Source organism: Streptomyces sp. NPDC052101, from assembly GCF_040680235.1.
In the GTDB taxonomy this organism is placed as follows: Bacteria; Actinomycetota; Actinomycetes; order Streptomycetales; family Streptomycetaceae; genus Streptomyces.
In genome coordinates, this window is sequence record NZ_JBFAWH010000013.1 from 124,820 (window position 1) to 150,483 (window position 25,664).

Sequence of the window (25,664 nt, forward strand, 5' to 3'; positions counted from 1 at the left end):
GGTGGCAACTTCCTTGCCTACGAGTGTCCTTCGGCCAGGGCGGGATGGCGAGGGGCTGACGATCAGCGGGTGCGGTGAGGGTTTCGTGCCGACGTCCTGACGGTAGGCCTTCGACGTCCTGGCGGGCGGCCGTCGACTTCCTGACGGTTGGCCGGGCGCCGAGGTCAGGGTGCCTGTCGTCGGCCTCGCCCCTTGCCCAGGGCGAGGCGGGCGCACGCTCCCGCCAGGCCCGCCTCCGCCACCGCGCACAGCAGCGCCTGCGCCAGGGGAGCCCCCGTCCCTGCCGTCGTTATGTCGAACCAGGCGTCCAGGACGGCGATCGCGGCCGTCGCGGAGGCGGTGAGGCGGGCGCGGGGGTCGCCGCGGAGGCCGAGCAGGGCCGTCGTCGCGCAGCCCGCCGCCATGAGGACGTCGAGGCCGATCCAGGCCAGCGGCCAGTTGTCCACCTGCGTGCTGCCCGGCAGGGTCACGGCCAGCACCACCGTCCACGGCACCAGCAGCACCGCCACCGCCGCCAGCGCGATCAGCGCCCATCTCCTCCTGGCCGCCGCATCCCTGGCCGCCGCATCCCCCGACGCCGTGTCCTGTGCCCCCGTACTCCTCGCCGCCGTCTCCTTCAACGCCGTCCCCTCCACCACGGTCGCCAGCATCATCTCCCCCTCCCGCAGCCTCCTCCAGCTGCCTTCGTCTGCCTTCAGCGGCCTTCGACCTCCTCCACCGTAGAACGCAGAGAAACCTCTGCAAAGAAAACTCGGCAATCCTCAGGGACCTATCAGGGTTCTCAGGGTTCTCAGGGTTACCGTGGCGGCATGACCGACGGCATGCCCGAGATGACCAGCCTGGAGCGCACCGCCCTCTACAAGTCCCTCGGCAACCCCCTGCGCCGCCGGATCCTCGAATACCTCGGCCGGCACGGCGAGGCGAACTCCACCGTCCTCGCCCGCGAACTCGGCGAGAGTTCCGGCACCACCAGCTACCACCTGCGCAAACTCGCCGAGCAGCGGCTCATCGAGGAGATCCCGGAGAAGTCCGGCGGGCGCGAGCGCTGGTGGCGGTCGCTGCCCTTCCGGCACACCACGCCCGACCCCGCCACCATGGCCCCGGAGGAGTACGACGCCGCGGCCCGGCTCGCCGATCTGAAGATAGAGTTCGACACCGCTCTGTACCGCCGCGCCCACCAGGAGTACCGCGGCCCCGAGGGCTGGGCCCAGGTCCAGCGCCACGGCACCTGGCTGACCAGGGAGGAACTCCTCCGTTTCATGCGGGAGTACCACGCGCTGCTCGACCGTTACGGCCATCCCCGTGAGGAAGCCCCGGACGGGGCACGCCCGGTGATGATGCGTTTCTACGCCGTCCCCGAGCCCGTGGGAGAGCGGAACGGTGAACCGACCGGCCCATGAGACGTCCCCGTATCTGCTCCAGCACGCCGACACCCCTGACTCCCAGATCCTGGGCGACGCGGACAAGCTGCGGATGATCCTCCCGGCCGTCGGGAGCGACTACCCGGCGGTGGAGTCGCACTGCCACGTTCCAAGCCCTCTGCCGGACTGCCCGTCGTCGCCCTCACCGGCGACGACGCCCCCCAAATGAGGGCGGTCACTTCTACCTCAACTCCCATGCGGCGGCGGTGACGAAGGCGATCTCGGCCGGCATCGCGGAGCCGTCGTCGACCGGCCCGCCCGCGTCGGAGCGGTGACGGATGGCCCCGCGAACCTGCGCCTGCGGCCGACGGCGGTGCTGACGACTGGCTGCTGGTCGCCGGTGATGCCGGGGAGCTGACCGAGGGCGTCGAGTGGGCGCTGAGCACGCTGCGGGACCACTTCGAGGAGGTGTCCGTCGGCTGTCCGCGCGAATGGCGCCGCCCCGGCCACTCGCGCAACGTCCCCACCGTTTCGCACTGCACCGGCTATCGGTTCGCGGCCCTGGCCCGTACGTCCGAAGTCGTCATGCCGGGGATCGACGCCGAACCCGATGAGCCGCTGCCCGAAGGCGTGTTGGAGGTGATTGCCCTGCCCGGTGAGATCGCGCGGCTGAGCGGACTCCGGGCGATGTGAACCCGGCGTGTGCTGGGACCGCCTGCTGTTCAGCATGAAGGAAGCGGTCTGCAGGACCTGGTATCCGGCCACGGGGCGCCGACTGGATTTCGGGGACGCCGACATCGGTCTGCCCAACTCGCCCGTCCATACAGCCCCGTTCGCCCAGACGCTTCGGCTTCGCGCGCGCTCCCCCGATCTTCGCGGTCTCGGCCGCAAGGCCGATCCTCGGCACGATCCGCTTGGCCCGCACGGGACCCGGAGCGTCCCCACGACCTCACGGATCACCGCCAGCCGCTCACGCCGACGCCCGGGGTAGCCGTTCGGCGCGCACCGAACGGCTACCCCGATCGGGAAGCCCTCCGGCACTCCGTTATAGCCAGTCGAACGATCTACCGCTTACTTCAACTGCGTGGCGAAGATTGAACCGCCCAGTTAGATGGCGTCGTTATGGTTGGCAAAATTAAAGGAAGTCCCATGAGCCTGCCCGAGCCCTGGTGGCGTGCAAGTCAAAGTTATGTCTCGGAGATCCTTTCGCTGCTCGCGGCCGCGCCCGATCGAGAATTCGTTCATTGGCGTGGCGAAGCCTTCTCCGGTGGTGACCTGATTCGGTCCGTGACTGAAACGTTCCTTGCGCTGCGCGACCGCGGGGTGGGTAAGGGGGATGTAGTAGCGATTCTGGTCGCACCCAACAGCCCTGAGATGCTCACCGCGCGGTACGCGACACATCTGCTCGGCGGCGCCGTGTGCTATTTGCGAACCACTAATCCTGGTACCAGGACAACGGTCCTTCCGCTGGATCACCAGATCCAGATCCTGCGCGAGACCGACGCCGTGACCATCTATGCCGATGCCGAAGGCGCGGAGCGCGCGACGGAGCTCGCTGAGGGTAGTGGGATCCCGGTAACGCGACTTCAGCATGGGGAACGCCATGAGGTCGGCCGGGTCGATGGTGCCGATACCCCGGACGCAGTGTCATGGGATCCGGATGCGCTGGCCTTCATCGGCTACACGAGTGGCAGCACGGGACGGCCCAAGGGCATCCGGGTGTCGGGCCGCGCGTGGGAAGCCACAGTGCGTGCATGGATGGAGGTCGGTCGTGAATACGACTGTGCGTCGATCCTGGTGTCGACCCCTCTGAGTCATGGCGTTGCCCCGATGGTGGACGCGGTCTTCGTCCTGGGCGGAGCGCTCTATATCCATGAGATCTTCGATGCCGAGAAATTCGTGGACACCGTCGCCGCCGAGGACGAGGTCTCGTGGACGTTCATGGCGTCGAACCACGTGTTCCAGATCCTGGACCACCTGTTCGAGCGAGGAATCCGCGACAGTGACGCTGTGGCAGCTGCGGGACTGTCTTCACTGAAGCGGATCGTCTACGGCGGCACCCCCGCGGCACCTGCCAGAATTGCACAGGCTGTGCGGCTTTTCGGCCCCATTCTGGCGCAGGGGTATGCTGCGACCGAGGCCGGTCGAATCACGATCCTGACACCTGAGGAGCACACCGACCCGGAGCTTGCGGCCACCGTCGGGCGGCCCTTCCCCGAGGTGGAGGTCGTTGTCTGCAACTCGGAGTCGGGTGCGCAGCTGGCGGTGGGGGAGATCGGTGAGGTCCGGGTCCGCTCGCCTCAGATGATGGACGCCTACAACGGCGAACCGGAATTGACCGCGCAAGTTCTTCGGGACGGCTGGTATTACACCGGAGATATCGGCTACCTCGACGAGCGAGGATATCTGACTCTCCTGGGTCGGGTGGCCCAGGTCATCAAGGTCGGTGGCGTCAAGGTTCATCCGATCGTTCTCGAGGCGGAAATTCTTGCCCACCAGGGTGTCCGGCACGCCGCCGTCTACGGCGTGCGGGACGAGGATGGCAGCGAGCACATTCACGCCGCAATCGAATGCGATCCGGCCGAGGTGGTCGAAGTGGAAGATATTCGCGCGAGAATCGCTGAGGCTCTGTCCCCGATTCACGTGCCCGAGAAGATACATGTCTTGAGCGCATTGCCGATGAACAGCAACGGCAAGCCCGACAAGGTGCTCCTGAAGTCGCAACTCTCCTAGCGAATACCTTTCCGTTTCGCAGGACAATCCAACCGCTACGTCGAGAAGGCAAGTGAATGAACGTTCACCTGGCATCATACCTGAGTGGGAACACTGTCGCCGATCTTGCTGACAGCAAGCGCGAGTTCCTGGAGATCGGCCGCCGTTCCGGTAGTTACCCCATGGCCAGTGCTCGGCGCGACGGGGTGGACTCGGAAGTAAGCGTCTGGTGCAGCAACGACTACCTGGGAATGGGCCAGAACCCCCAGGTTATTGCGGCCATGCACGCCGCGATAGACACCTACGGCGTGGGCTCCGGGGGTTCCCGGAACATCGGTGGAACCAACTACAACCACGTTCTCCTCGAGAATGAGATCGCGGATCTGCACGGCAAGGAGGCCGCTCTCCTCTTCACCTCGGGCTACACGGCCAACGAGGGATCCCTCACCGTGCTGGCGGGGCTGCCGGAGGACACCATCGTCTTTTCCGACGCGAAGAACCACGCCTCGATCATCGACGGTCTCCGGCACAGTGGCGCGAAGAAGCATATCTTCAGGCACAACGACGTCGCCCACCTGGAAGAACTGATCGCGGCCGCTCCCGCCGACTGCCCGAAGCTGATCGTCGCGGAATCGGTCTATTCCATGTCGGGCAACGTTGCGCCGCTCGCCGAGATTGCCGACATTGCGGACAAGTACGGTGCCACGACCTACATCGACGAGGTCCACGCGGTCGGCATGTACGGCCCGCAGGGCGCCGGCATAGCCGCGCAGGAAGGCATCGCCGATCGGTTCACGGTCGTGATGGGGACCCTGGCCAAGGGTTACGGAACGGTCGGCGGCTACATTGCCGGACCGGCGGCCCTCGTGGACGCGGTGCGGACCTATTCGCGCTCGTTCGTCTTCACCACCTCGCTGCCGCCGGCGGTCGCGGCCGGTGCGCTGGCGTCGGTTCAGTACCTGCGGTCCTCCGATGTCGAGCGAAAGAGCCTCTCGGAGAACGCGCGGCTGCTGCACAGCCTCCTGATCGAGGCCGACATCCCGTTCATTTCGACGGACTCCCACATCGTTGCGGCCTTCGTCGGTGATGACGAGATGTGCAAGCGGGCGTCCCAGCTGCTGTTCGAGCAGCACGGGATCTACGTTCAGTCCATCAATGCCCCCAGCGTGCCCGCGGGCGAGGAGATCCTGCGCATCGCTCCGTCTGCCGTGCACGATCAGAGCGATGTCGAGAACTTCGCCCACGCCCTTCACGGAATCTGGAAGGAATTGAACATCCCGACCGCGAGTTCCCGGGACTGGTGACCATGTCAGTTGCCGGCGTGCTGGCCGACACGGCGGCGCAGCGACCCGACCACTCGGCCGTGATCTACGAGTCAGAGCATTTCACCTACGGTTGGCTGTGGGAACAGGCCCGTCGCTACGCCTCCGTGCTGCGAGCCAACGGGGTACGGCCAGGAGACCGGGTCGCCATGCTCCTGGTCGACACCCCGCAGTTTCCCGTTGTGTACTTCGGCGTGCTGGCGGCCGGCGCCGTCGCGATCCCGCTGAACGTCATGTCGACCGCGTCGGAGATCGACCACGTACTGACCGATGCCGACGCCCGTTTTCTGGTGTGCGCCGCCTCCTTGCTCGCCCAGGCGAGAGAGGCGGCGGAGCCGCTCGGCACGACGCTCCTCACCCTCGGCCCGGGCGGCCCCGCGGGCACTGTCGACCTGGAGAGCACGGCACAGGACACAGCGCCGATCGACGATTCCGCGGTGCGGGAACCCGACGATGTCGCGGTCGTGTTCTACACGTCCGGTACGACGGGCAAGCCGAAAGGGGTGATGCTCACCCACCGGAACATCCTGTACAACGTCGAGAGGATGGTCACCACTCCCTACGCGTTCCGGAGTGACGACGTACTGCTCGGCTGTCTGCCGCTGTCGCACGGCTTCGGGCAGATTTGCGGCATGCTGACTGGCTTCCGCGCCGGTATCTCCATCGTCATGATGTCGAGGTTCTCCGGACGGGAGGCCCTCGCACTGATGACGAAACACCGATGCACGGTGTTCATGGGCGTGCCGACCATGTATTTCGGATTGCTCGATGCGGTGGCCCAGGGAGGGCAGGTTCCTCGGCTCGACCGCGTGTACAGCGGAGGGTCGGCGCTTCCGGTCAAGACCCTCGAGGATGTCCGAAGCACCTTCGGATGTCCTGTGTACGAGGGCTACGGGATGACCGAGACCTCCTGCAGCGTTGCCTATCACTATCCCGGCCTGACTTTTCGATCCGGAACAGTCGGTGTTCCGATCACTGGCATCACTGTCGGTATAGCTCGGCCGAATTCCGACAGGATCGATCTCCTGCCCGTCGGTGAGGTGGGCGAGATCGTGGTGCGCGGCCCGAGCGTCATGGCCGGATATCTCGGTCGCCCGGATCTCACCGCCGAGGTTCTGATCGACGGCTGGTTCCTCACCGGCGATCTCGGCAGGCTGGACGGCGACGGCTACCTTTCGGTCGTGGGCCGTAAGAAGGACTTGATTCTGCGTGGCGGCTACAACGTCTATCCGCGCGAAATCGAGGAGATCCTCGTCGAGCATCCGGCCGTGGCGCAGGTCGCGGTTATCGGTGTTCCGCACCCTGTGCTCGGTGAGGAGGTCTGGGCGATTGTCGTGCCTGCCCGGCCGGAGGAAGTCACCTCTGGATCGGATGAAGAAATCATCGAATGGGGCAAACAGCGTCTCGCCGCATATAAGTACCCACGCCGAGTTGAGTTCATCGACGCTCTCCCGTTGGGGTCCAGCGGAAAAGTTCTCAAGCGGATGCTCGTCTCGAAATACGAGCCGGCCGCCAGCTCGTAGCCGTAAACGAAGGGCCTTCGCTCTCGGAGCCGGCTCTGGATCGTTCAGTTCCCGGTGCGGCTGACCGGCCGCCACAGAATCACATGGGCGTAGCACCCGCGGCACGGCTGCGGGGGCTACGCCTCGGCTCAGGCATCGTACGTATCGATAGGTAGGGCGACTCGACCATGGTTGAATTCCAAGCTGACACGTCGACATCAACCGAGGCGATCGCCATTGTCGGTATGTCCTGCCGACTGCCGCATGCGGAGAACCCCGCGCAACTGTGGCAGCTGCTGCGCGACGGCCGTAGTGCGATCGGCGCGCCCCCGGCAGGGCGCCCCGAACTGCCCTCTCGGCCGGGGGGCTATCTCGAGGACGTCAGCGGCTTTGACGCGGGCTTCTTCGGCATCAGTCCGCGTGAGGCGTCGTCGATGGACCCGCAGCAGCGGCTGATGCTTGAACTCGCCTGGGAGGCCCTGGAGGACGCCAGGATCCTCCCGTCCGATCTTGCCGACAGCCGGACCGGTGTCTTCGTCGGCGTCATTGCCGACGATTACGCCGCCCTCACGCGTCAGCACGGGGTCGAAGCCATCACCCGCCACACCCTGACCGGTCTCAACCGCGGCGTCATTGCCAACCGGATCTCCTACACCCTGGGTCTGCACGGACCGAGCGCGGCCGTGGACACCGGCCAGTCCTCCTCGCTGGTCGCTGTGCACCTGGCAGTCGAGAGCCTGCGCCGCGGCGAGTCCGCCATGGCCATCGCCGGCGGTGTCAACCTCAATGTGGTGCCGGACAGCACCATCGGCGCGGAGCGGTTCGGCGCACTTTCACCGGACGGTCTCAGCTTCACTTTCGACGCCAGGGCGAACGGATACGTACGCGGTGAGGGCGGCGCGTTCGTGGTGCTCAAGCCGCTGCACGCCGCCATGGCGGACGGCGACCCGGTCTACTGCGTGCTGCACGGCAGCGCGATGAACAACGACGGGACGACCGAGGGTCTCGCCGCACCGAGTCCGGCCGGCCAGCAGGACGTCCTGCGGCAGGCGTACGAGCGTGCCAAGGTGTCCGCGGAGCAGGTGCAGTACGTCGAACTGCACGGCACGGGTACCAAGGTGGGCGACCCGGTCGAAGCGTCGGCCCTGGGCGCGGTGCTCGGCGACGGCCGTGTGGACGGGGCCGAGCTGCGGGTCGGATCGGTGAAGACCAACGTCGGACACCTTGAGGGTGCCGCCGGCATCGTCGGCTTGCTGAAGGCGGCGCTCTGCATCCGTAACCGCGAGCTGGTGCCGAGCCTGAACTTCGAAACCCCCAACCCGGACATCCCGTTTGACGAGTTGAAGCTCGCCGTGCAGCGAAGCGCCGAGGCGTGGCCGCGGCCGGACGAGCCGCTCTACGCAGGTGTCAGCTCGTTCGGTGTGGGCGGTACGAACTGCCACGTCGTGCTTTCGGACTGGCGCACCGAGCGGACGGCGGCGGAGGAGCTGCCTGGCGCCGGGTCCGGCTCGGGCGTGGTGCCGTGGGTGGTGTCGGGCAAGTCGGCTGAGGCCGTGGCCGGTCAGGCGGGGCGGCTGGCGTCGTTCCTGGAGGGGCGTCCGGGGCTGGACGTCGCGGCGGTGGGTCGTTCGCTTGCGGTGTCGCGTGCTCGTTTCGATCACCGTGCGGTGGTGGTGGGGGAGACCCGCGAGGAGCTTCTGGCGGGCGTTCGGGCGTTGGCTGCGGGTATGCCTGCGGCTGGTGTGGTGTCGGGTCGTGCGGTGCCGGACGGTGCGGGCAAGACCGTGTTCGTCTTCCCTGGTCAGGGTTGGCAGTGGCAGGGCATGGCCCTGGAACTCTTCGACTCCTCCCCGGTGTTCGCCGCCCGGCTGGTGGAGTGTGAGCAGGCTCTGGCGCCGTACACGGACTGGTCGCTGCTGGATGTGCTGCGCGGTGTGGAGGGTGCGCCTGGCTTCGACCGGGTGGATGTGGTGCAGCCCGCGTTGTGGGCGGTGATGGTGTCGTTGGCGGCGTTGTGGCGTTCGGTGGGCATCGAGCCGGATGCGGTGGTCGGTCACTCGCAGGGTGAGATCGCGGCGGCTGTGGTCGCTGGCGCGTTGTCGCTCGAGGATGCGGCGAAGATCGTCGCGTTGCGCAGCCGGGCGATCGTGAAGCTGGCCGGCACGGGTGGGATGGTGTCGGTAGCCCTACCGGCCGGCGAGGTTCGCGAACTCATCGCCCCTTGGGGCGGCGCGATCGATATCGCCGCACACAACGGCCCCCTGAGCACGGTCGTCTCCGGCGACCCGGAGGCCCTGGCCGACCTCGTCGCTCAGAGCGAGGCCGAGGGATACCGTGCCCGCACCATTCCGGTCGACTACGCCTCTCACTCCGGCCACGTCGACCTGCTGGAGGATGAGCTGCGGGAGCTGCTGGCCGGCGTCACGCCGCGTACCGGTGACATCAGGTTCTTCTCCACTGTCACCGGTCAGCCGCTGAACGGCGAGGAGCTCGACGGCGGGTACTGGTTCCGCAACCTCCGCCGGACCGTCCACCTGGAAGAGGCCACCCGCGCTCTGCTCGACGACGGGCATCGCGTCTTCATCGAGGTCAGTGCCCACCCGGTGCTCACCTCGGCCCTCAGTGACACGGCCGACGCGGCAGGCGTCGGCGGCACTGTCGTCGTCGGATCGCTGCGGCGCGACAAGGGTGGATGGGACCGTTTCCTGGCCTCGGTCGCAGAGGCCCACGCAGGCGGTGTGGGGGTGGAGTGGGAGCAGTTCCTGCCGGGTTCGGGTCTGGTGGACCTGCCCACGTACGCCTTCCAGCGTGAGCCTTTCTGGCTGGATGGTTCGGCGATCGAGCCGGCCCAGGTCCGGACCGGCGCGGCAAGGCGGAGCGGTCCGAAGCGGTCCGCGCCGCGCGGCGATGAGCTGGAGCTGGTGCGTGCGCACACGGCAGCAGTGCTCGGCCACGGATCGGCACGCGACGTGGACGTCGACACGACCTTCAAGGACCTGGGCTTCGACTCCCTCTCGGCCGTCGAGCTTCGCAACGAGCTGAACAGGGCCACCGGGCTCTCGCTGCCCGCAGGCCTCCTTTTCAACTACCCGACCCCGGCCGTACTAGCCGAACACCTCCGTGTTGAGCTGCGCGGCCTGGACCAGGGCCAGGGCCAGGATGACGATGCGTACGAGGCCACAGCCCTTGACGAGCCGATCGCCATCGTGGGCATGGCATGCCGGCTGCCGGGAGGGGTCGCCTCTCCGGAGGACCTGTGGCGTCTGGTCAGCAGCGAGGCCGACGCGGTCGGCGGATTCCCGACCAACCGGGGCTGGGACCTTGACTCGCTCTTCACCACCGATCCGGACAGCCCCGGCAAGACCTACGCCACCCAAGGTGGATTCCTGCACGACGCGGACCGGTTCGATGCCGAGTTCTTCGGCATCAGTCCCCGCGAGGCGGCGGCGATGGAGCCCCAGCAGCGGCTGCTGCTGGAGACGGCCTGGGAGGCCTTCGAGCAGGCGGGCATCGACCCCGCCGCGCTGCGCGGCACCCGCACCGGTGTGTACGTGGGCGCGATGGCACAGGAGTACGGGCCGCGGCTGCACGAGTCGTCCGGCGGGTACGACGGCTATCTGCTGACGGGCAACACCGCCAGTGTGGCCTCGGGCCGGCTGGCCTACACCTTCGGGCTGGAGGGCCCGGCGGTGACGGTCGACACCGCCTGCTCGTCCTCGCTCGTCGCGCTCCACCTCGCCGCGCAGTCGCTGCGCCAGGGCGAGTCCTCCATGGCCATCGCCGGCGGTGTGTCCGTCATGGCCACGCCCGGCATTTTCGTGGAGTTCTCCCGGCAGCGCGGGCTGTCGCCGGACGGGCGTTGCAAGGCGTTCTCCTCGTCGGCGGACGGTACGGGCTGGGCCGAGGGCGTGGGTCTGCTGGTGCTGGAGCGGCTGTCGGACGCGGAGCGCAACGGGCACCAGGTGCTCGCGGTGATCCGTGGTTCCGCCGTGAACCAGGATGGTGCGAGCAACGGTCTGACGGCCCCGAACGGGCCTTCGCAGGAGCGGGTCATCCGCGCCGCGCTGGCTGACGCCCGCCTGTCGGCGTCCGAGGTGGACGCGGTGGAGGCGCACGGCACGGGCACCAGGCTCGGCGACCCGATCGAGGCGCAGGCGCTGCTGGCCACCTACGGCCAGGGCCGCGAAGAGCCGCTCCGACTCGGCTCGCTGAAGTCGAACATCGGTCACGCGCAGGCCGCGGCGGGTGTCGCGGGCGTGATCAAGATGGTCATGGCCATGCGCAACGGGGTGCTCCCGGCGACGCTGCACGTGGACGAGCCGACCTCGCACGTCGATTGGTCGGCCGGCGCGGTGGAGCTGCTGACGCGGGCCCAGGAGTGGCCGGAGCTGGACCGTCCGCGCCGGGCGGGCATCTCGTCCTTCGGCATCAGCGGTACCAACGCACACCTCATCGTCGAGCAGGTCACGGAGATCGAGGCTCCGGTGGAGGAGCTGTCGGTGTCGGGTCCGGTGCCGTGGGTGGTGTCGGGCAAGTCCGGGGCCGCCCTGTCGGAGCAGGCGGATCGGCTGGTGTCGTTCCTTCAGGAGCGGTCGGAGCTGGACGTCGTGGCCGTGGGCCGTTCGCTGGCCGTGTCGCGTGCTCGCTTCGATCACCGTGCGGTGGTCGTGGGGGAGACCCGTGAGGAACTCCTTGACGCTCTGCGGGCGCTGACCCCGGCCGAGGCCGTCTCGGCGGGTTCGGTGGCGTTCCTGTTCTCGGGGCAGGGCAGTCAGCGTGTGGGTATGGGCCGTGAGTTGTACGCGGCGGAGCCGGTGTTCGCGGCGGCCTTCGACGAGGTCGTCGGGGCGTTGGACGTCCACCTGGACCGTTCGCTCGCCGTGGTGATCGAGGATGAGCCGGAGCTGCTTCAGCGGACGGTGTTCACTCAGCCCGCGTTGTTCGCGGTCGAGGTGGCCCTGTTCCGTCTGCTGTCCCATTACGGGGTGACCCCGGATTATCTGGTGGGTCATTCGGTGGGTGAGCTGGCGGCGGCCCATGTGGCGGGTGTGCTGTCGCTCGAGGACGCGGCGCGTTTGGTGTGTGCGCGGGCGCGTCTGATGGAGGGTGTTGCCGAGGGCGGCGCGATGGTTGCCCTGAACGCGGGCGGAGCGCGCGTCGCCGGGTGGCTCGAAGGTCGTCCCGGTGTGGCCGTGGCCGGGTTCAACAGCCCTTCCAGCACCGTGATCTCGGGTGACGAGACGGCAGTGCTCGAAGTCCTGGAGCTGGCTCGCGGGGAGGGTGTGAAGGCGACGCGGCTGAAGGTGAGCCACGCTTTCCACTCCGCGCACCTGGACGGAATGCTGGCGGAACTGACCGAGGTCGCCCGGACTCTGACCCATTCGGCTCCCCGGATCCCGGTCGTCTCGAATGTCACCGGTGAGGTGATCGAGGAGTTCACTGCCGAGTACTGGGCTGCTCAGGCCCGATCGGCGGTCCGTTTCGCCGACGGCATCGCCACGCTGGCCGGCCTTGGTGTGACGGCGTTCGTGGAGCTGGGTCCCGACGGGACGCTCGCGGGTCTGACGGGCGAGTGCCTGGCCGACACCGAGGGCATCGTCGTGGTTCCCCTGCTGCGCAAGGACCGTGCCGAGAAGCGTTCCCTCCTCGCCGCCCTGGGCGCTGTGCACGCACATGGTGCGGATGTGGACTGGGAGCGGCTCCTGCCGGGTTCCGGTGTGGTGGAGCTGCCCACGTACGCCTTCCAGCGTCAGCGTTTCTGGCTGGACGCGCCGCGTTTCGGTGATGCGGCGGGTCTGGGTCTGACGGCTGTGGATCATCCGTTGCTGGCCGCGGTGATCACGGAGCCTGATGGTGACGCGGTGCAGTTCTCGGCCTCGGTGTCGTTGTCCTCGCATCCGTGGCTGGCCGATCACGCGATCGGTGGGACGGTCCTGGTGCCGGGGACGGTGTTCCTGGAGCTCGCGGGCACCGCGGCCGAGCAGCTGGGTTACGCCACCGTCGAGGAACTCACCCTCCAGGCACCCCTGATCCTCTCGGAGAAGACGGGCGCTCAGCTGCGGCTGACCGTCGACCGGGCCGACGCGCGCGGCGATCGTCAGTTCACCGTGTACTCGCGGACCGGCGAGGAGCAGTGGACCGCCCACGCGGCCGGCCTGCTCACGGCCTCCGTCCCCGCGCCGGGCGTTTCCCTGGATCAGTGGCCCCCGGCCGATGCCACCCCCATCCTGCTGGACGGCGTCTACGACCGCCTCGACGAATTGGGCTACGGCTACGGGCCGGCCTTCCACGGCCTGCGCGCCGCCTGGCGCGTCGGCGACGACCTCTTCGCCGAGGTCGCCCTGCCCGACCAGCTCCACGCCGAAGCCGCGCGCTTCGGCGTGCACCCCGCCGTCCTCGACGCGGTTCTGCACCCGCTGGCGCTGGAGGCCGCGGCCTCGGCGCAGGACGACAGCACGATCCTTCTGCCGTTCTCGTTCTCGGGCTTCGTGCTGCACGCGGTCGGTGCCACGGTGCTGCGCGTCCGCTGGACCCGTACCGGCCAGGACACGGTCCGTCTCGCTCTCGCCGACGGCGCCGGCGCTCCGGTGGCGGTGATCGAGTCGGTCTCCCTGCGGCCGATCGCCCGTGATCAGCTCGCCGTCGCCGGTCCGGCCGTGGAGTCCCTGTACCAGGTGGCCTGGGAGGCTGTCCCGGCGGCCGAGCCGGTCGCCGACCAGCGGTGGGTCCGGCTGGGCGAGGCGCCCTATGCCGACCTCGCCGCGCTCGGCGCCGCGGTCGACGCCGGAGCCGCCGTACCGGAGTTCGTGGTGATCGGCGAGCAGCAGCTCGTCGCGGGCACCACCGGTGACGTACTCGACCGGACCCACGCCACGGCGGCGCGCGGGCTGGAGGCGGTGCGGGAATGGCTGGCCGCCCCGCAGTTCGCGGAGAGCCGCCTCGTCCTCGTCGTGCCGGACGGCGCGCTGCACACGGCCCCGCTCGTGGGCCTGATCCGTACGGCGCAGACCGAGCAGCCCGGCCGACTGGTCCTCGCCCACGTGGATGAGGGTGGTCAGGAGCTGCTGCCTGCCGTGCTGGCTTCGGGCGAGCCCGAGGTGGCGGTGCGGGGCGGCGGGTTGTTCGTGCCGCGTCTGGCGCGTGCCGCGGGTGCCGTGGCGGGTGTGGTGGAGGGGCTGGACCCGGAGGGTACGGTCCTGGTGACCGGTGCTCTGGGTACGTTGGGCCGTCTGGTGGCGCGCCGGCTGGTGACGCATCACGGTGCGCGGCACCTGCTGTTGGTGTCGCGTCGTGGTGACGGGACTCCGGGTGCCGCCGAGTTCGTGGCGGAGCTGGCGGAGCTGGGTGCGCGGGCCCGGGTGGCGGCGTGCGACGTGTCGGACTTCGACGCGCTGGCGGGCCTGCTGGACGAGGTGGCGACCGAGCGTCCGCTGACTGCCGTGGTGCATACGGCGGGTGTCCTGGACGATGCGACGGTCGCCTCGCTGTCGGCCGGTCATCTGGAGCGGGTGATGCGTCCGAAGGTGGACGCGGCCTGGAACCTCCACCGCCTCACCGAGTCCCTCGGCCTCGCCTCGTTCGTCATGTTCTCGTCCATCGCGGGTCTCATGGGCAACGCCGGCCAGGCCAACTACGCGGCCGCGAACACCTTCCTCGACGCCCTCGCGCGGCACCGCCGCGCCCACAACCTGCCCGCCACCTCCCTCGCGTGGAGCCTGTGGGACAGCGCCGACGGCATGGCCGGAACCCTCGCCGACGCCGACGTCGCGCGGTGGAAGCGGAGCGGAATCGTCCCGCTGACCCCGGAACTGGGTCTCGATCTGTTCGACGCGGCGCTCGCCTCGGCGGAGCCGCTGCTGGTCCCCGCCGAACTCGACCTGGGCGCCCTGCGCGCCCGGGCCGAGGAGAACGCGCTCCCCGAGCTGTTCACCAGCCTGGTCCGCGTCCGCCGCCGGCAGGCGGCCGGCGCCGCCCGCGGCACAGACTCGTCGTGGGTCCAGCGGCTGGGCGCGCTGGCCGCGGAGGAGCGGGCGCGGGCCGTGCTCCAGACCGTACGGGAGACCGTGGGGCTGGTTCTCGGGCACGGGGCCGACACCGACATCGACCCGGCCAAGGCGTTCAAGGACACCGGCTTCGACTCCCTCACGGCTGTCGAACTGCGCAACCGGCTCAACGCGGTGACCGGGCTGCGACTGCCCACCACCCTCGTGTTCGACCACCCCTCGCCCCAGGCGGTGGCGGACTTCCTGCTGGACCGGCTCGGCGCGACCGGAACGGCTGTCGTCCCGTCGGCGGCCGCCCACGCCCCGGGACCGGACGAGCCGATCGCCGTGGTCGGTATGGGTTGCCGCTACCCGGGCGGGGTTTCCTCGCCGGAGGACCTGTGGCGGCTCGTGGCGGAGGGCCGGGACGCGATAGGCGAGTTCCCGTCCGACCGCGGCTGGGACGTGGAAGGCCTCTTCGACCCGGACCCCGAGAAGACCGGCAAGTCGTACACGCGCAAGGGCGGATTCCTCCACGAGGCAGCGGAGTTCGACGCCGAGTTCTTCGGTCTGAGTCCGCGCGAGGCGATCGCGACCGACCCGCAGCAGCGTGTGCTGCTGGAGGTCGCGTGGGAGGCGCTGGAGCGTGCGGGAGTCGACCCCGCCTCGCTGCGCGGTTCCTCGACCGGTGTCTACGCGGGTGTGATGTACAACGACTACGGGTCGCGGCTGGGCAGTGCTCCGGAGGGCTTCGAGGGGCATCTGCTGACCGGCACGATCTCGAGTGTCCTGTCGGGCCGGGTGGCTTACACGTTCGGTCTCGAGGGGCCGGCGGTGACACTGGACACGGCGTGTTCCTCGTCGCTGGTAGCGGTGCACCTGGCCGCTCAGGCGCTGCGCCAGGGCGAGTGCTCCATGGCACTCGCCGGTGGTGTCACCGTGATGTCCACGCCGACGACCTTCGTCGAGTTCTCGCGTCAGCGCGGTCTGTCGCCGGACGGGACCTGCAAGTCGTTCGCGGCGTCGGCGGACGGTACGGGCTGGGCCGAGGGCGCGGGCGTGCTGGTGCTGGAGCGTCTGTCGGACGCTCAGCGGCTCGGGCACAACATCCTTGGTGTGATCCGCGGTTCCGCGGTCAACCAGGACGGTGCGAGCAACGGCCTCACCGCCCCCAACGGGCCCGCGCAGGAACGCGTCATCCGCCAGGCCCTCGCCAACGCCCGCCTCGCTCCGCACGAGGTGGACGCGGTCGAGGCGCACGGCACCGGTACCCGGCTCGGTGACCCGATCGAGGCCAACGCGCTGCTGGCCACCTACGGCCAGGACCGCGAGGAGCCGCTGCGTCTGGGATCGATCAAGTCGAACATCGGTCACACGCAGGCTGCCGCGGGTGTCGCGGGCATCATCAAGATGCTGATGGCGATGCGCAACGGGGAGCTTCCGGCGACGCTGCACGTGGACGAGCCGACGCCGCACGTCGACTGGTCGACGGGTGCGGTGGAGCTGGTCACCGAGCGTCGGGCGTGGCCGGAGGTGGCGCGTCCGCGTCGCGCGGCCGTGTCCTCGTTCGGTATCAGCGGTACGAACGCGCATGTGGTCCTGGAGCAGGGCCCCGAGCCGGTCGTGGCCGGTGAGCCGGTGGTGGCGGGGCTTCCGCTGGTGGTGTCGGCGAAGAGCGAGGCGGCCCTGGCGGCGCGTGCCGGCCAGGTGCGTGAGCTGCTGGCCTCGGAGGGCGTCGACCCGGCGCGGGTGGCTTCGGCTCTCGCGACCCGGGTCCCGCACCTGCCCTTCCGGGCGACGGTTTCGGGCGCCGGCCGGGACGAGCTGCTGGCGGGTCTTGAGGCGCTGGCCTCGGGTGGGTCCGCGGCGAACCTGGTGCAGGGCACGGCCACGGGCTCGGGCAAGACGGTGTTCGTGTTCCCGGGTCAGGGTTCGCAGTGGCAGGGCATGGCCCTGGAACTCTTCGACTCCTCCCCGGTGTTCGCCGCCCGGCTCCTGGAGTGCGAGCGGGCGTTGGCGCCGTTCACGGACTGGTCGCTGCTGGACGTCCTGCGCGGTGCGGAGGGTGCGCCCGGTCTCGACCGGGTGGAGGTGGTGCAGCCCGCGCTGTGGGCGGTGATGGTCTCCCTGGCCGCGTTGTGGCGTTCGGTGGGCATCGAGCCGGACGCGGTGGTCGGTCACTCGCAGGGTGAGATCGCGGCGGCTGTGGTTGCGGGTGCGCTGTCGCTGGACGACGCGGCGAAGGTCGTGGCGCTGCGCAGCCGGGCGATCGTGAAGCTGGCGGGTACGGGCGGGATGGTCTCGGTGGCCCTGCCGGCCGACGAGGTCCGCGAGCTGATCACCCGTTGGGACGGCGCCATCGACATCGCCGCACACAACGGCCCGCGTTCCGTGGTGGTCGCCGGAGAGGTGACCGCTCTTGAGGAGCTGGTCGCCCACTGCAAGGACAACAAGATGCGCGCCAAGCGCATCCCGGTCGACTACGCCTCCCATTCCGCGCACGTCGAAAGCCTGCGGGACGAGCTTCTCGACGCCCTGTCCTCGCTCACCCCGCGCGCCGTCACGGTGCCCTTCCTCTCCACCGTCACCGGGCAGCCGCTGGACGGCACGGAGCTAGACGGCGCGTACTGGTTCCGCAACCTCCGCCGGACCGTCCAGCTGGAGGAGGCCACCCGGACCCTGCTCGACCAGGGCCACCGCGTCTTCATCGAGGCCAGCGCCCACCCGGTGCTGACCATCGCGCTCCAGGAGACGATCGACGACACGTCGTACGACAGCGCCGTCACCGTGCCCTCGCTCCACCGTGACAAGGGTGGACTCGACGACTTCCTCGCCTCCGCGGCGCGGGCCCACGTCTTTGGCGCCCCGCTCGACTGGGCGGCCGTGGCCGGCGGACCCGGCGCGGTCGTCGACCTGCCGACCTACCCCTTCCAGCGCCGGCGCCACTGGCTGGAGGGCCCGGCGCCGGCCGGTGACGCGGGCGGGCTCGGCATGGCCGCCGAGCGGCACCCGCTCATCGGCGCCGCGCTCTGGATGGCCGACGAGGACAAGCTGGTCCTGAGCGGCAGGATCGCCCTGAACACGCAGCCCTGGCTGGCGGACCACGCCGTGGCCGGCACCGTGCTGCTCCCCGGTACCGCCTTCGTGGACCTCGCCATCCGGGCGGGTGACCACACGAGCCTCGACCAGCTCGACGAGCTGACCCTCCAGGCACCGCTGGTGCTGGCCGGCCGCGGCGGAGTACAGCTCCAGGTCGTGGTCGACGCTCCGGACGAGGAGGGCCGGCGCGCGCTGTCGGTCCACTCCCGCCCGGAGCCCGAGTCCGACGACGCCGCGATCCACCCGTGGACCCTGCACGCCACCGGCGTACTGGGTCACGCGGAAGGACGTGCGGGCGTACCGGCCGACACCACCTGGCCCCCGGCCGGCGCCGAGCCGGTCGACCTGACGGCGGCGTACGACACGCTGGCCGAGCGGGGCTTCCAGTACGGACCCGCCTTCCAGGGCCTGCGGGCGCTGTGGCGCGCCGGCCAGGAGACGTTCGCCGAGGTCGCGCTCCCGAAGGACGTCCCCCTGGGCGAGTTCGGGATCCACCCGGCCCTCCTCGACGCCGCCCTGCACCCGCTGGCGCTCGCGGAGGACGGCCGCCTGGTGCTGCCCTTCGCCTGGACCGGCGTTCGGCTGCACGCGGTGAACGCCAGCGTGCTGCGCGTACGGATCACCCCGGAAGGCTCGGGTGCCGCCCTGTCCCTCGCCGACGCGAGCGGTGCGCCGATCGCGTCGGTGAAGACGCTCGGCCTGCGGGCCGTGGACCCCGCGCAGCTGGCGGGCTCGGACACCCCCCGCCAGCCGCTGCTCCAGGTGGAGTGGACGACCGCCCCCGACGCCGCCCCGGCCGCCGGATGGGCCGTCCTCGACGACTTCGGCCACGGTCTGCCCGCCCCTCTGGGCAGCTACTCGGACCTCGCCGGCATCGTCGCAGCCCCGCCGCTCGTCGTGGTCCCCTTCCCCGGCGAGGACGGCCCCCGCGCCGTCGCGCACCGGGCCCTGCGGCTGGCCCAGGAGTGGCTCGCCGAGGAGCGGTTCGCCGACTCGCGCCTGGTCTTCGTGACCCGTGACGGGACCACCGCCCGCACGGAGGCCGGACTCGGCTCGGCTCCCGTCTGGGGGCTGGTGCGCACCGCCATGGCCGAGAACCCCGGCCGGTTCGGCCTGCTGGACCTGACGGACTGGGACCTCTCCGAGGCCGAGCTGGGCCGTGCGCTGGCCGTACCGGACGCGCAGGTGAGCCTGCGGGACGGGGCACTGCTCGTACCGCGGCTGGTCAAGTCGCCCACGACGGGCGGCACTGTGCCCGCCCTGAACCCCGAGGGCACCGTGCTCGTCACGGGCGCCACCGGCACCCTGGGCCAGCTGTTCGCCCGCCACCTCGTCGCCGAACACGGCGTACGGCACCTGCTGCTGGCGAGCCGCCGCGGCCGGGACGCGGCGGGCATGCTGGAGCTGGAGGCCGAACTCACGGCCCACGGAGCAGACGTGTCCGTGGTCGCCTGTGACACGGCCGACCGCAGGGCGGTCGCCGCGATGCTGGACGCGATCCCCTCAAAGCACCCGCTCACCGCGGTCCTGCACACCGCCGGCGTCCTCGACGACGGCACGCTGCACGCCCTCACGGCCGAGCAGCTCGACACCGTACTGCGTCCCAAGGTCGATGCCGCCCGGCACCTGCACGAGCTGACGGCCGGCCTGGAGCTGGACACGTTCGTCCTGTTCTCCTCGCTGGCCGGTACGGTCGGCACCGCGGGACAGGCCAACTACGCGGCGGCCAACACCTATCTGGACGCCCTCGCGCACCACCGCCAGGCCCTGGGCCTGCCCGGTACGTCGCTGGCCTGGGGCCTGTGGGCCGAGGGCAGCGGGATGACCGGTCACCTGACCGACGCCGACCTCGCCCGCATGTCCCGGGGCGGCATCGCCCCGATCGGCAGCGAGCAGGGGCTGGCGCTGTTCGACGCGGCCCTCGCGACCCGCCGGCCGGTGCTCGTTCCGGCGCTGCTGGACCACACCGGACTGCGGGCGCAGAGCGAGGACGGCACGCTGCCCGCGCTCTTCCACGGCCTGGTGCGTCCGGCGCGGCGCGCCGCCGCCGGCGAGCAGACGGGCGGGAACTTCCTCCAAGAACGCCTGGCGCCCCTGGCCCCCCAGGACCAGGAGCGCGCGCTGCTGGAACTGGTCCGCGGCGCGGTGGCCTCCGTACTGGGGCACAGCGACGCCGACCAGGTCGCGCCCGACCGGGCCTTCAACGAGCTGGGCTTCGACTCGCTCAAGGCGGTGGAACTGCGCAACCGGCTGAACGCGGCCGCAGGTACGAAGCTGCCCGCGACGCTGGTGTTCGACTACCCGACCACGGTCGAGCTGGCCGGCTTCCTGCGGACCGAACTGCTGGGCTCGGCCGCCGCGGTGGCCGAGGCCGAACCGGTCGTCGGCGCCGTGGACGAGCCGATCGCGATCGTCGCGATGGCCTGCCGCTACCCGGGCGAGGTCAGCTCCCCGGAGGAGCTGTGGGCGCTGCTGTCCGACGAGCGGGACGCCATCGGCCCGTTCCCGAACGACCGCGGCTGGGACCTGGACGGCCTGTACGACACGGACCCCGACCACGTGGGCACCTCGTACACCCGGCACGGCGGATTCCTCTACGAGGCCCCGCAGTTCGACCCCGAGCTCTTCGGGGTGAGCGCACGGGAGGCCACCGCCATCGACCCGCAGCAGCGCCTGCTGCTGGAGATCTGCTGGGAGGCCTTCGAGCGCGCGGGCATCGACCCGACCTCTCTCAAGGGCAGCCAGACCGGTGTGTTCGCCGGTGTCATGGCCAACGACTATGCGGCGCGCCTGAAGGACGCCCCCGAGGCCTTGGAGGGCTACCTGGCGGTCGGCAGCACGGTCAGTGTCGCCTCCGGCCGCGTCGCCTACACCTTCGGCCTGCAGGGACCGGCGATCACCGTCGACACCGCCTGCTCCTCCTCGCTCGTCTCCGTCCACCTCGCCGCCCAGGCGCTGCGGAACGGCGAGTGCGCTCTGGCCCTGGCCGGCGGCGTGACCGTACTGGCCGCGCCCACCCTGTTCGTGGAGTTCAGCCGGCAGCGCGGCCTGGCACCGGACGGCCGGTGCAAGGCCTTCTCCGCGCGGGCGGACGGGGCGGCCTGGGCCGAAGGCGCCGGAATCCTCCTGCTGGAGCGGCTCTCCGACGCCCAGCGCAACGGCCGCCGGATCCTCGGCGTGATCCGCGGAACCGCTGTCAACCAGGATGGTGCGAGCAACGGCCTCACCGCCCCGAACGGCCCCTCCCAGGAGCGGGTGATCCGCCAGGCCCTGACCAACGCGGGCCTGACCACCGCGGACGTGGACGCGCTGGAGGCCCACGGCACCGGCACCACGCTGGGCGACCCGATCGAGGCCCAGGCCGTACTCGCCACCTACGGGCAGCAGCGCCCGTCCCCCCTCCTGATGGGCTCCCTGAAGTCCAACATCGGACACTCCCAGGCCGCCGCCGGTGTGGCCGGCGTCATCAAGATGGTCATGGCGATGCAGCACGGGGTGCTCCCCAAGAGCCTGCACATCGACGCGCCCAGCCCGCACGTGGACTGGTCCGCCGGCGAGGTGGAACTGCTCACCGAGGCGGTGCCGTGGCCCGAGTCCGATCGGCCGCGCCGGGCAGGCGTGTCCTCCTTCGGCATCAGCGGTACCAATGCCCACGTCATCGTGGAGCAGCCGCCGACCGAGGGGACGGTCCCGCCGGCCGAGCCGATGCCGGTCGTGCCGCTGCTGCTGTCCGCGCACAACGACGCGGCCCTGCGGGCGCAGGCCGACCAGGTGGGCGCGGCCCTCGCCGGCACCGGGCAGCAGGACCTGGCACCGACGGGCCGGACCCTGGCCGTCGGACGGGCCGCACTGCCGCACCGCGCCGTGGTGGTGGCCTCCACCGCCGCCGAAGCGGTCGACGGATGCGCGGAACTGACCGTGCGGGGTACACCCGTGGACGGCCGTACGGCCTTCCTCTTCACCGGTCAGGGCAGCCAGCGGCTCGGCATGGGCCGGGAGCTGTACACCGCCTACCCCGCCTACGCCGAGGCCCTGGCCGCCGTGTGCGAAGCGCTCGACCCATGGCTGGAAACGCCGCTGCTCGACGTCCTCTTCGGTGAGGACCCGGAGCCGCTGGACCAGACCGGCTTCACGCAGGCCGCCCTGTTCGCGACCGAGGTCGCGCTCTTCCGGCTCCTCGAAGGCTGGGGCGTACGGCCGGACTTCCTCGCGGGCCACTCCATCGGTGAGCTGGCCGCCGCGCACGTCGCCGGCGTCCTCTCGCTGGCGGACGCGGCGCAGCTCGTCGCGGCCCGCGGCCGGCTGATGCAGGCACTGCCCGGCGGCGGCGCGATGCTCGCCGTGCAGGCCGAGGAGCAGGAGGTGCTGCCGCTGCTCGCCGGACGGGAGGACCTGCTGGGCATCGCCGCCGTCAACGGCCCCACCTCCGTGGTGCTCTCGGGCGACGCGGAAGCCGTCGAGGCCGTCGGAGCCGAACTCTCCGCCCAGGGACGCAAGACCAAGCGACTGCGCGTCAGCCACGCCTTCCACTCCCCGCACATGGACGCGATGCTGGACGAGTTCCACACGGTCGCGAAGGGGCTCGCGTTCGCCGCGCCCACCATCCCGATCGTCTCCACCCTGACCGGGCAGCCGGTCGGCGCCGAGGAACTGACCGCGCCCGAGTACTGGGTCCGGCACGTCCGCCGGCCCGTGCGCTTCCTGGACGCGGCACGCGCCCTGGAGGCCGAAGGCGTACGGACCTTCCTGGAACTCGGCCCGGACGGCGTGCTCAGTGCGATGGGGCAGGACTTCCTCGACGCGGGATCGCTCCTGGTCCCGGTGGTGCGCGGCGGGCGCCACGAGCCGCACACCGCCGTCACCGCCCTGGCCCACGCCCACGTACGGGGCGTACCGGTGGACTGGCGCGCACTGTTCGGCGAGAACGCCGGAGCCGCGGACCTGCCGACCTACCCCTTCCAGCGCCAGCGCTACTGGCTCACGGAGGGGCCCGGCGGCGACGTCACCTCGGCCGGACTCGACTCCGCGCGGCACCCGCTGCTCGGGGCCGCGGTTCCGCTCGCCGACTCCGACGGTGTCCTGTTCACCGGCCGGATCTCGGCCCGCAGCCACTCCTGGTTCGCCGACCACACCGTCGCCGGGACCCCGCTGGTCCCGGGCACGGCCCTGGTGGAGCTGGCGCTCCACGCGGGCGCCGCACTCGGCTGCGAGCGGCTGGAGGAACTCGCCCTCCAGGCACCCCTGGTCCTTCCCGACGAGGGCGCGCTCCAGCTCCAGATCACCGTCGGCGGCCCCGACGGAGAAGGCCGCAGGCCCGTCGCCGTCCACTCGCGCGGGGACCAGGAAGGCGACGTCTGGAACCGGCACGCCACCGGAACCGTGGTGGCCGCCGTTCCCGGCGGCCCCGAACCCGACCTCGCGTCCTGGCCTCCGGCCGGCGCCGAGCCCCAGCCGGTCGAGGACCTGTACGACCGCCTCGCCGACCGGGGCTACGGCTACGGCCCCGCATTCCAGGGCCTCCAGGCGGCATGGCGCTTGGGCGACGACCTCTACGCCGAGGTACGGCTGCCCGTCGACGCTGACGGCTTCGCCCTGCACCCGGCACTGTTCGACGCCGCGCTGCACGCACTGCTCCTGGAGGAGTCGGCCGAACTGCGGCTGCCCTTCTCCTTCGGCGGCGTCCAGCTGACCGGGTCCGGGACCGGCACCCTGCGGGTCAAGCTGTCGGCCGGCCCGGACGGAACGGTCGCGGTCGGCATCGCCGACGAGACGGGCGCGCCGGTCGCCACCGTCGCATCGCTCGCCCTGCGGGCCCTGCCGGCGGGGACCACGCTGACCCGCCCCTTCGACCAGCACGTGTACGCGGTGGAGCGGGTCGGCGTGGAACTCCCCACCGGTGGCGACACGGCCATCGCGGTCCTCGGCGGGGCCGACCTCGGACTCGCCGCCGAGAACCACGCCGACCTCGCCGACCTGGCCGCCGCGACGGCGGACGGCGCGGCCGCACCCGACGTGGTTGTCCTTCCGGTACGCCCGGCCGCTCCGCAGGAGGCCGGCCGGGTCACGGAGGAGGTGCTGGCGGTACTGCGGCAGTGGCTCGACACCGACGCGCCGGCCGCAGCGCGGCTCGCCGTGGTCAGCACCGGGGAACTGGCGCACAGCGCACTGTCCGGGCTGATGCGGACCGCCGAGTCGGAACACCCGGGACGTTTCCAGCACGTGATCACGGACGGCCTGCCGGCCGGCCGCGAGCTGCTGGCCGCGGCCCTGGCCGACCCCCGACCGCAGCTCGAACTGCACGAGGGACAGGCCTACGTGACCCGGCTCGCCAAGGTCCCGCACCCGGTCCGGACCCCGGACGCCGACGGTGCGTTCGACCCGGAGCGCACGGTGCTGATCACCGGTGGCACGGGCGCACTCGGAGCCCAGGTCGCCCGGCACCTGGTGACCGGCCGCGGCGCCCGTCGCCTGCTGCTCACCAGCCGGCGGGGCGGGGCGCAGGACCTGGTCGCCGAACTGACGGCGCTCGGCGCGGACGTACGGGTCGCGGCATGCGACGCGGCCGACCGCGACGCGCTGGCCGGGCTGCTCGCCTCGATCCCGGACGAGCACCCGCTCACCGCGGTCGTGCACGCGGCCGGAGTCGTCGAGGACACCACGCTGGAGGCCATGAGCCCGGAGAGCCTCTCCCGGGTCCTGCGGCCGAAGGTGGAAGCCGCCTGGAACCTGCACGAGCTGACCGCCGGACTGGAGCTGACGGACTTCGTCCTCTTCTCCTCCGTCGCCGGCCTGGTGGGCAACGCCGGACAGGCCAACTACGCCGCCGGCAACACCTTCCTGGACGCGCTCGCCGAACACCGGCGCGCCGAGGGCCTGCCCGCCGTGTCCCTCGCCTGGGGGATGTGGCAGGACGGCATGGCGAGCGACCTCGACCGTGCCGACCGGGCCAGGCTCGCACGCAACGGGATCCTGCAGATGCCGACCGACCGGGCACTCGCGGCCCTCGACGCGGTCCTGGCCGGAGCCAAGGCGCCTCAGGCCGACGACGAGGCGGGGACCCGACCGGTGCTCGCGCCGGTGGCACTCGACCTCGCGGTACTGCGGAGCCTCGGGGAGGCCCTGCCCGAGCTGTACCGGGGTCTGGTGCGCACCGAGCGCCGAGCCGGCCGGCGTACCTCCGCTCCGGAGCAGATCCCGCTGGCGCAGCGACTTGCGGACCTGGGCGCGGAAGAGCAGCAGCAGCTGCTGCTCGACCTCGTCAGGGAACAGGTCGGCATCGTCCTGGCCCACCCGGCCCCGCGGACGATCGACGTCCAGCGCGGACTGCTGGACCTGGGCCTCGACTCCCTCGCCGCGGTCGAACTGCGCAACAGGCTGAACATCATCACCGGACTGCGGTTGCCCAGCACGCTCGTCTTCGACCACCCGACCACCCGAGCCGTCGCCGAATACCTGTGGGGCGAGCTGGTCGGCGAAGTGGCAGACCCGGTCCAGGCAGCCCTGGACGCCCTTGAGGCCGCTCTCTTGGCCGCCGGCCCGTCGGACGGCGACGGACCGGCGGGAACGTACGCCGCGCGACTGCGCGGCCTGCTTCGGACCGTGGACGGCGGCCCCGATGGCGCCGACCTGGACCTGGCGACCGACGACGAACTCTTCGCAGTACTTGACAACGAACTCGGCAGGTAG

The 25,664-nt window shown here is 70.8% G+C and carries 8 protein-coding genes; 7 read left to right on the plus strand and 1 reads right to left on the minus strand.

Annotated elements, in window-relative coordinates:
* Window positions 1-164: 164 nt before the first annotated feature.
* Window positions 165-653 (minus strand): hypothetical protein, encoded by a 489-nt coding sequence (locus AB0L75_RS23695; RefSeq protein ID WP_365184018.1) that lies wholly within the window; start codon window positions 651-653, stop codon window positions 165-167.
* Window positions 654-809: 156 nt separating this feature from the next.
* On the opposite strand from AB0L75_RS23695, the gene AB0L75_RS23700 reads away from it, so the two are divergent.
* From AB0L75_RS23700 to AB0L75_RS23730, 7 genes are all read left to right on the plus strand, one after another.
* The gene (locus tag AB0L75_RS23700; protein WP_365184021.1) at window positions 810-1,400 is read left to right on the plus strand and encodes a helix-turn-helix domain-containing protein; all 591 of its coding nucleotides are present in this window, start codon (window positions 810-812) and stop codon (window positions 1,398-1,400) included.
* Window positions 1,381-1,590, plus strand: coding sequence for a hypothetical protein (locus AB0L75_RS23705; RefSeq protein ID WP_365184022.1), 210 nt, complete (start codon window positions 1,381-1,383; stop codon window positions 1,588-1,590). The genes AB0L75_RS23700 and AB0L75_RS23705 overlap by 20 nt, the downstream gene beginning before the upstream one ends.
* Before the next feature lie 239 nt (window positions 1,591-1,829).
* Window positions 1,830-2,054 (plus strand): hypothetical protein, encoded by a 225-nt coding sequence (locus AB0L75_RS23710; protein ID WP_365184024.1) that lies wholly within the window; start codon window positions 1,830-1,832, stop codon window positions 2,052-2,054.
* A 456-nt stretch (window positions 2,055-2,510) separates the two neighbouring features.
* A complete protein-coding gene (locus AB0L75_RS23715; protein WP_365184027.1) occupies window positions 2,511-4,094 on the plus strand; it encodes a long-chain fatty acid--CoA ligase in 1,584 nt (527 codons plus the stop codon).
* A gap of 56 nt (window positions 4,095-4,150) precedes the next feature.
* Complete coding sequence (gene hemA / locus AB0L75_RS23720; RefSeq protein WP_365184030.1) at window positions 4,151-5,377, plus strand: 5-aminolevulinate synthase; 1,227 nt, start codon at window positions 4,151-4,153, stop codon at window positions 5,375-5,377.
* Between the two features lie 2 nt (window positions 5,378-5,379).
* Window positions 5,380-6,918, plus strand: coding sequence for a long-chain fatty acid--CoA ligase (locus AB0L75_RS23725; protein ID WP_365184033.1), 1,539 nt, complete (start codon window positions 5,380-5,382; stop codon window positions 6,916-6,918).
* A 167-nt stretch (window positions 6,919-7,085) separates the two neighbouring features.
* Window positions 7,086-25,664: a type I polyketide synthase gene (locus AB0L75_RS23730; protein WP_365184036.1), complete on the plus strand. Its 18,579-nt coding sequence runs from the start codon at window positions 7,086-7,088 to the stop codon at window positions 25,662-25,664.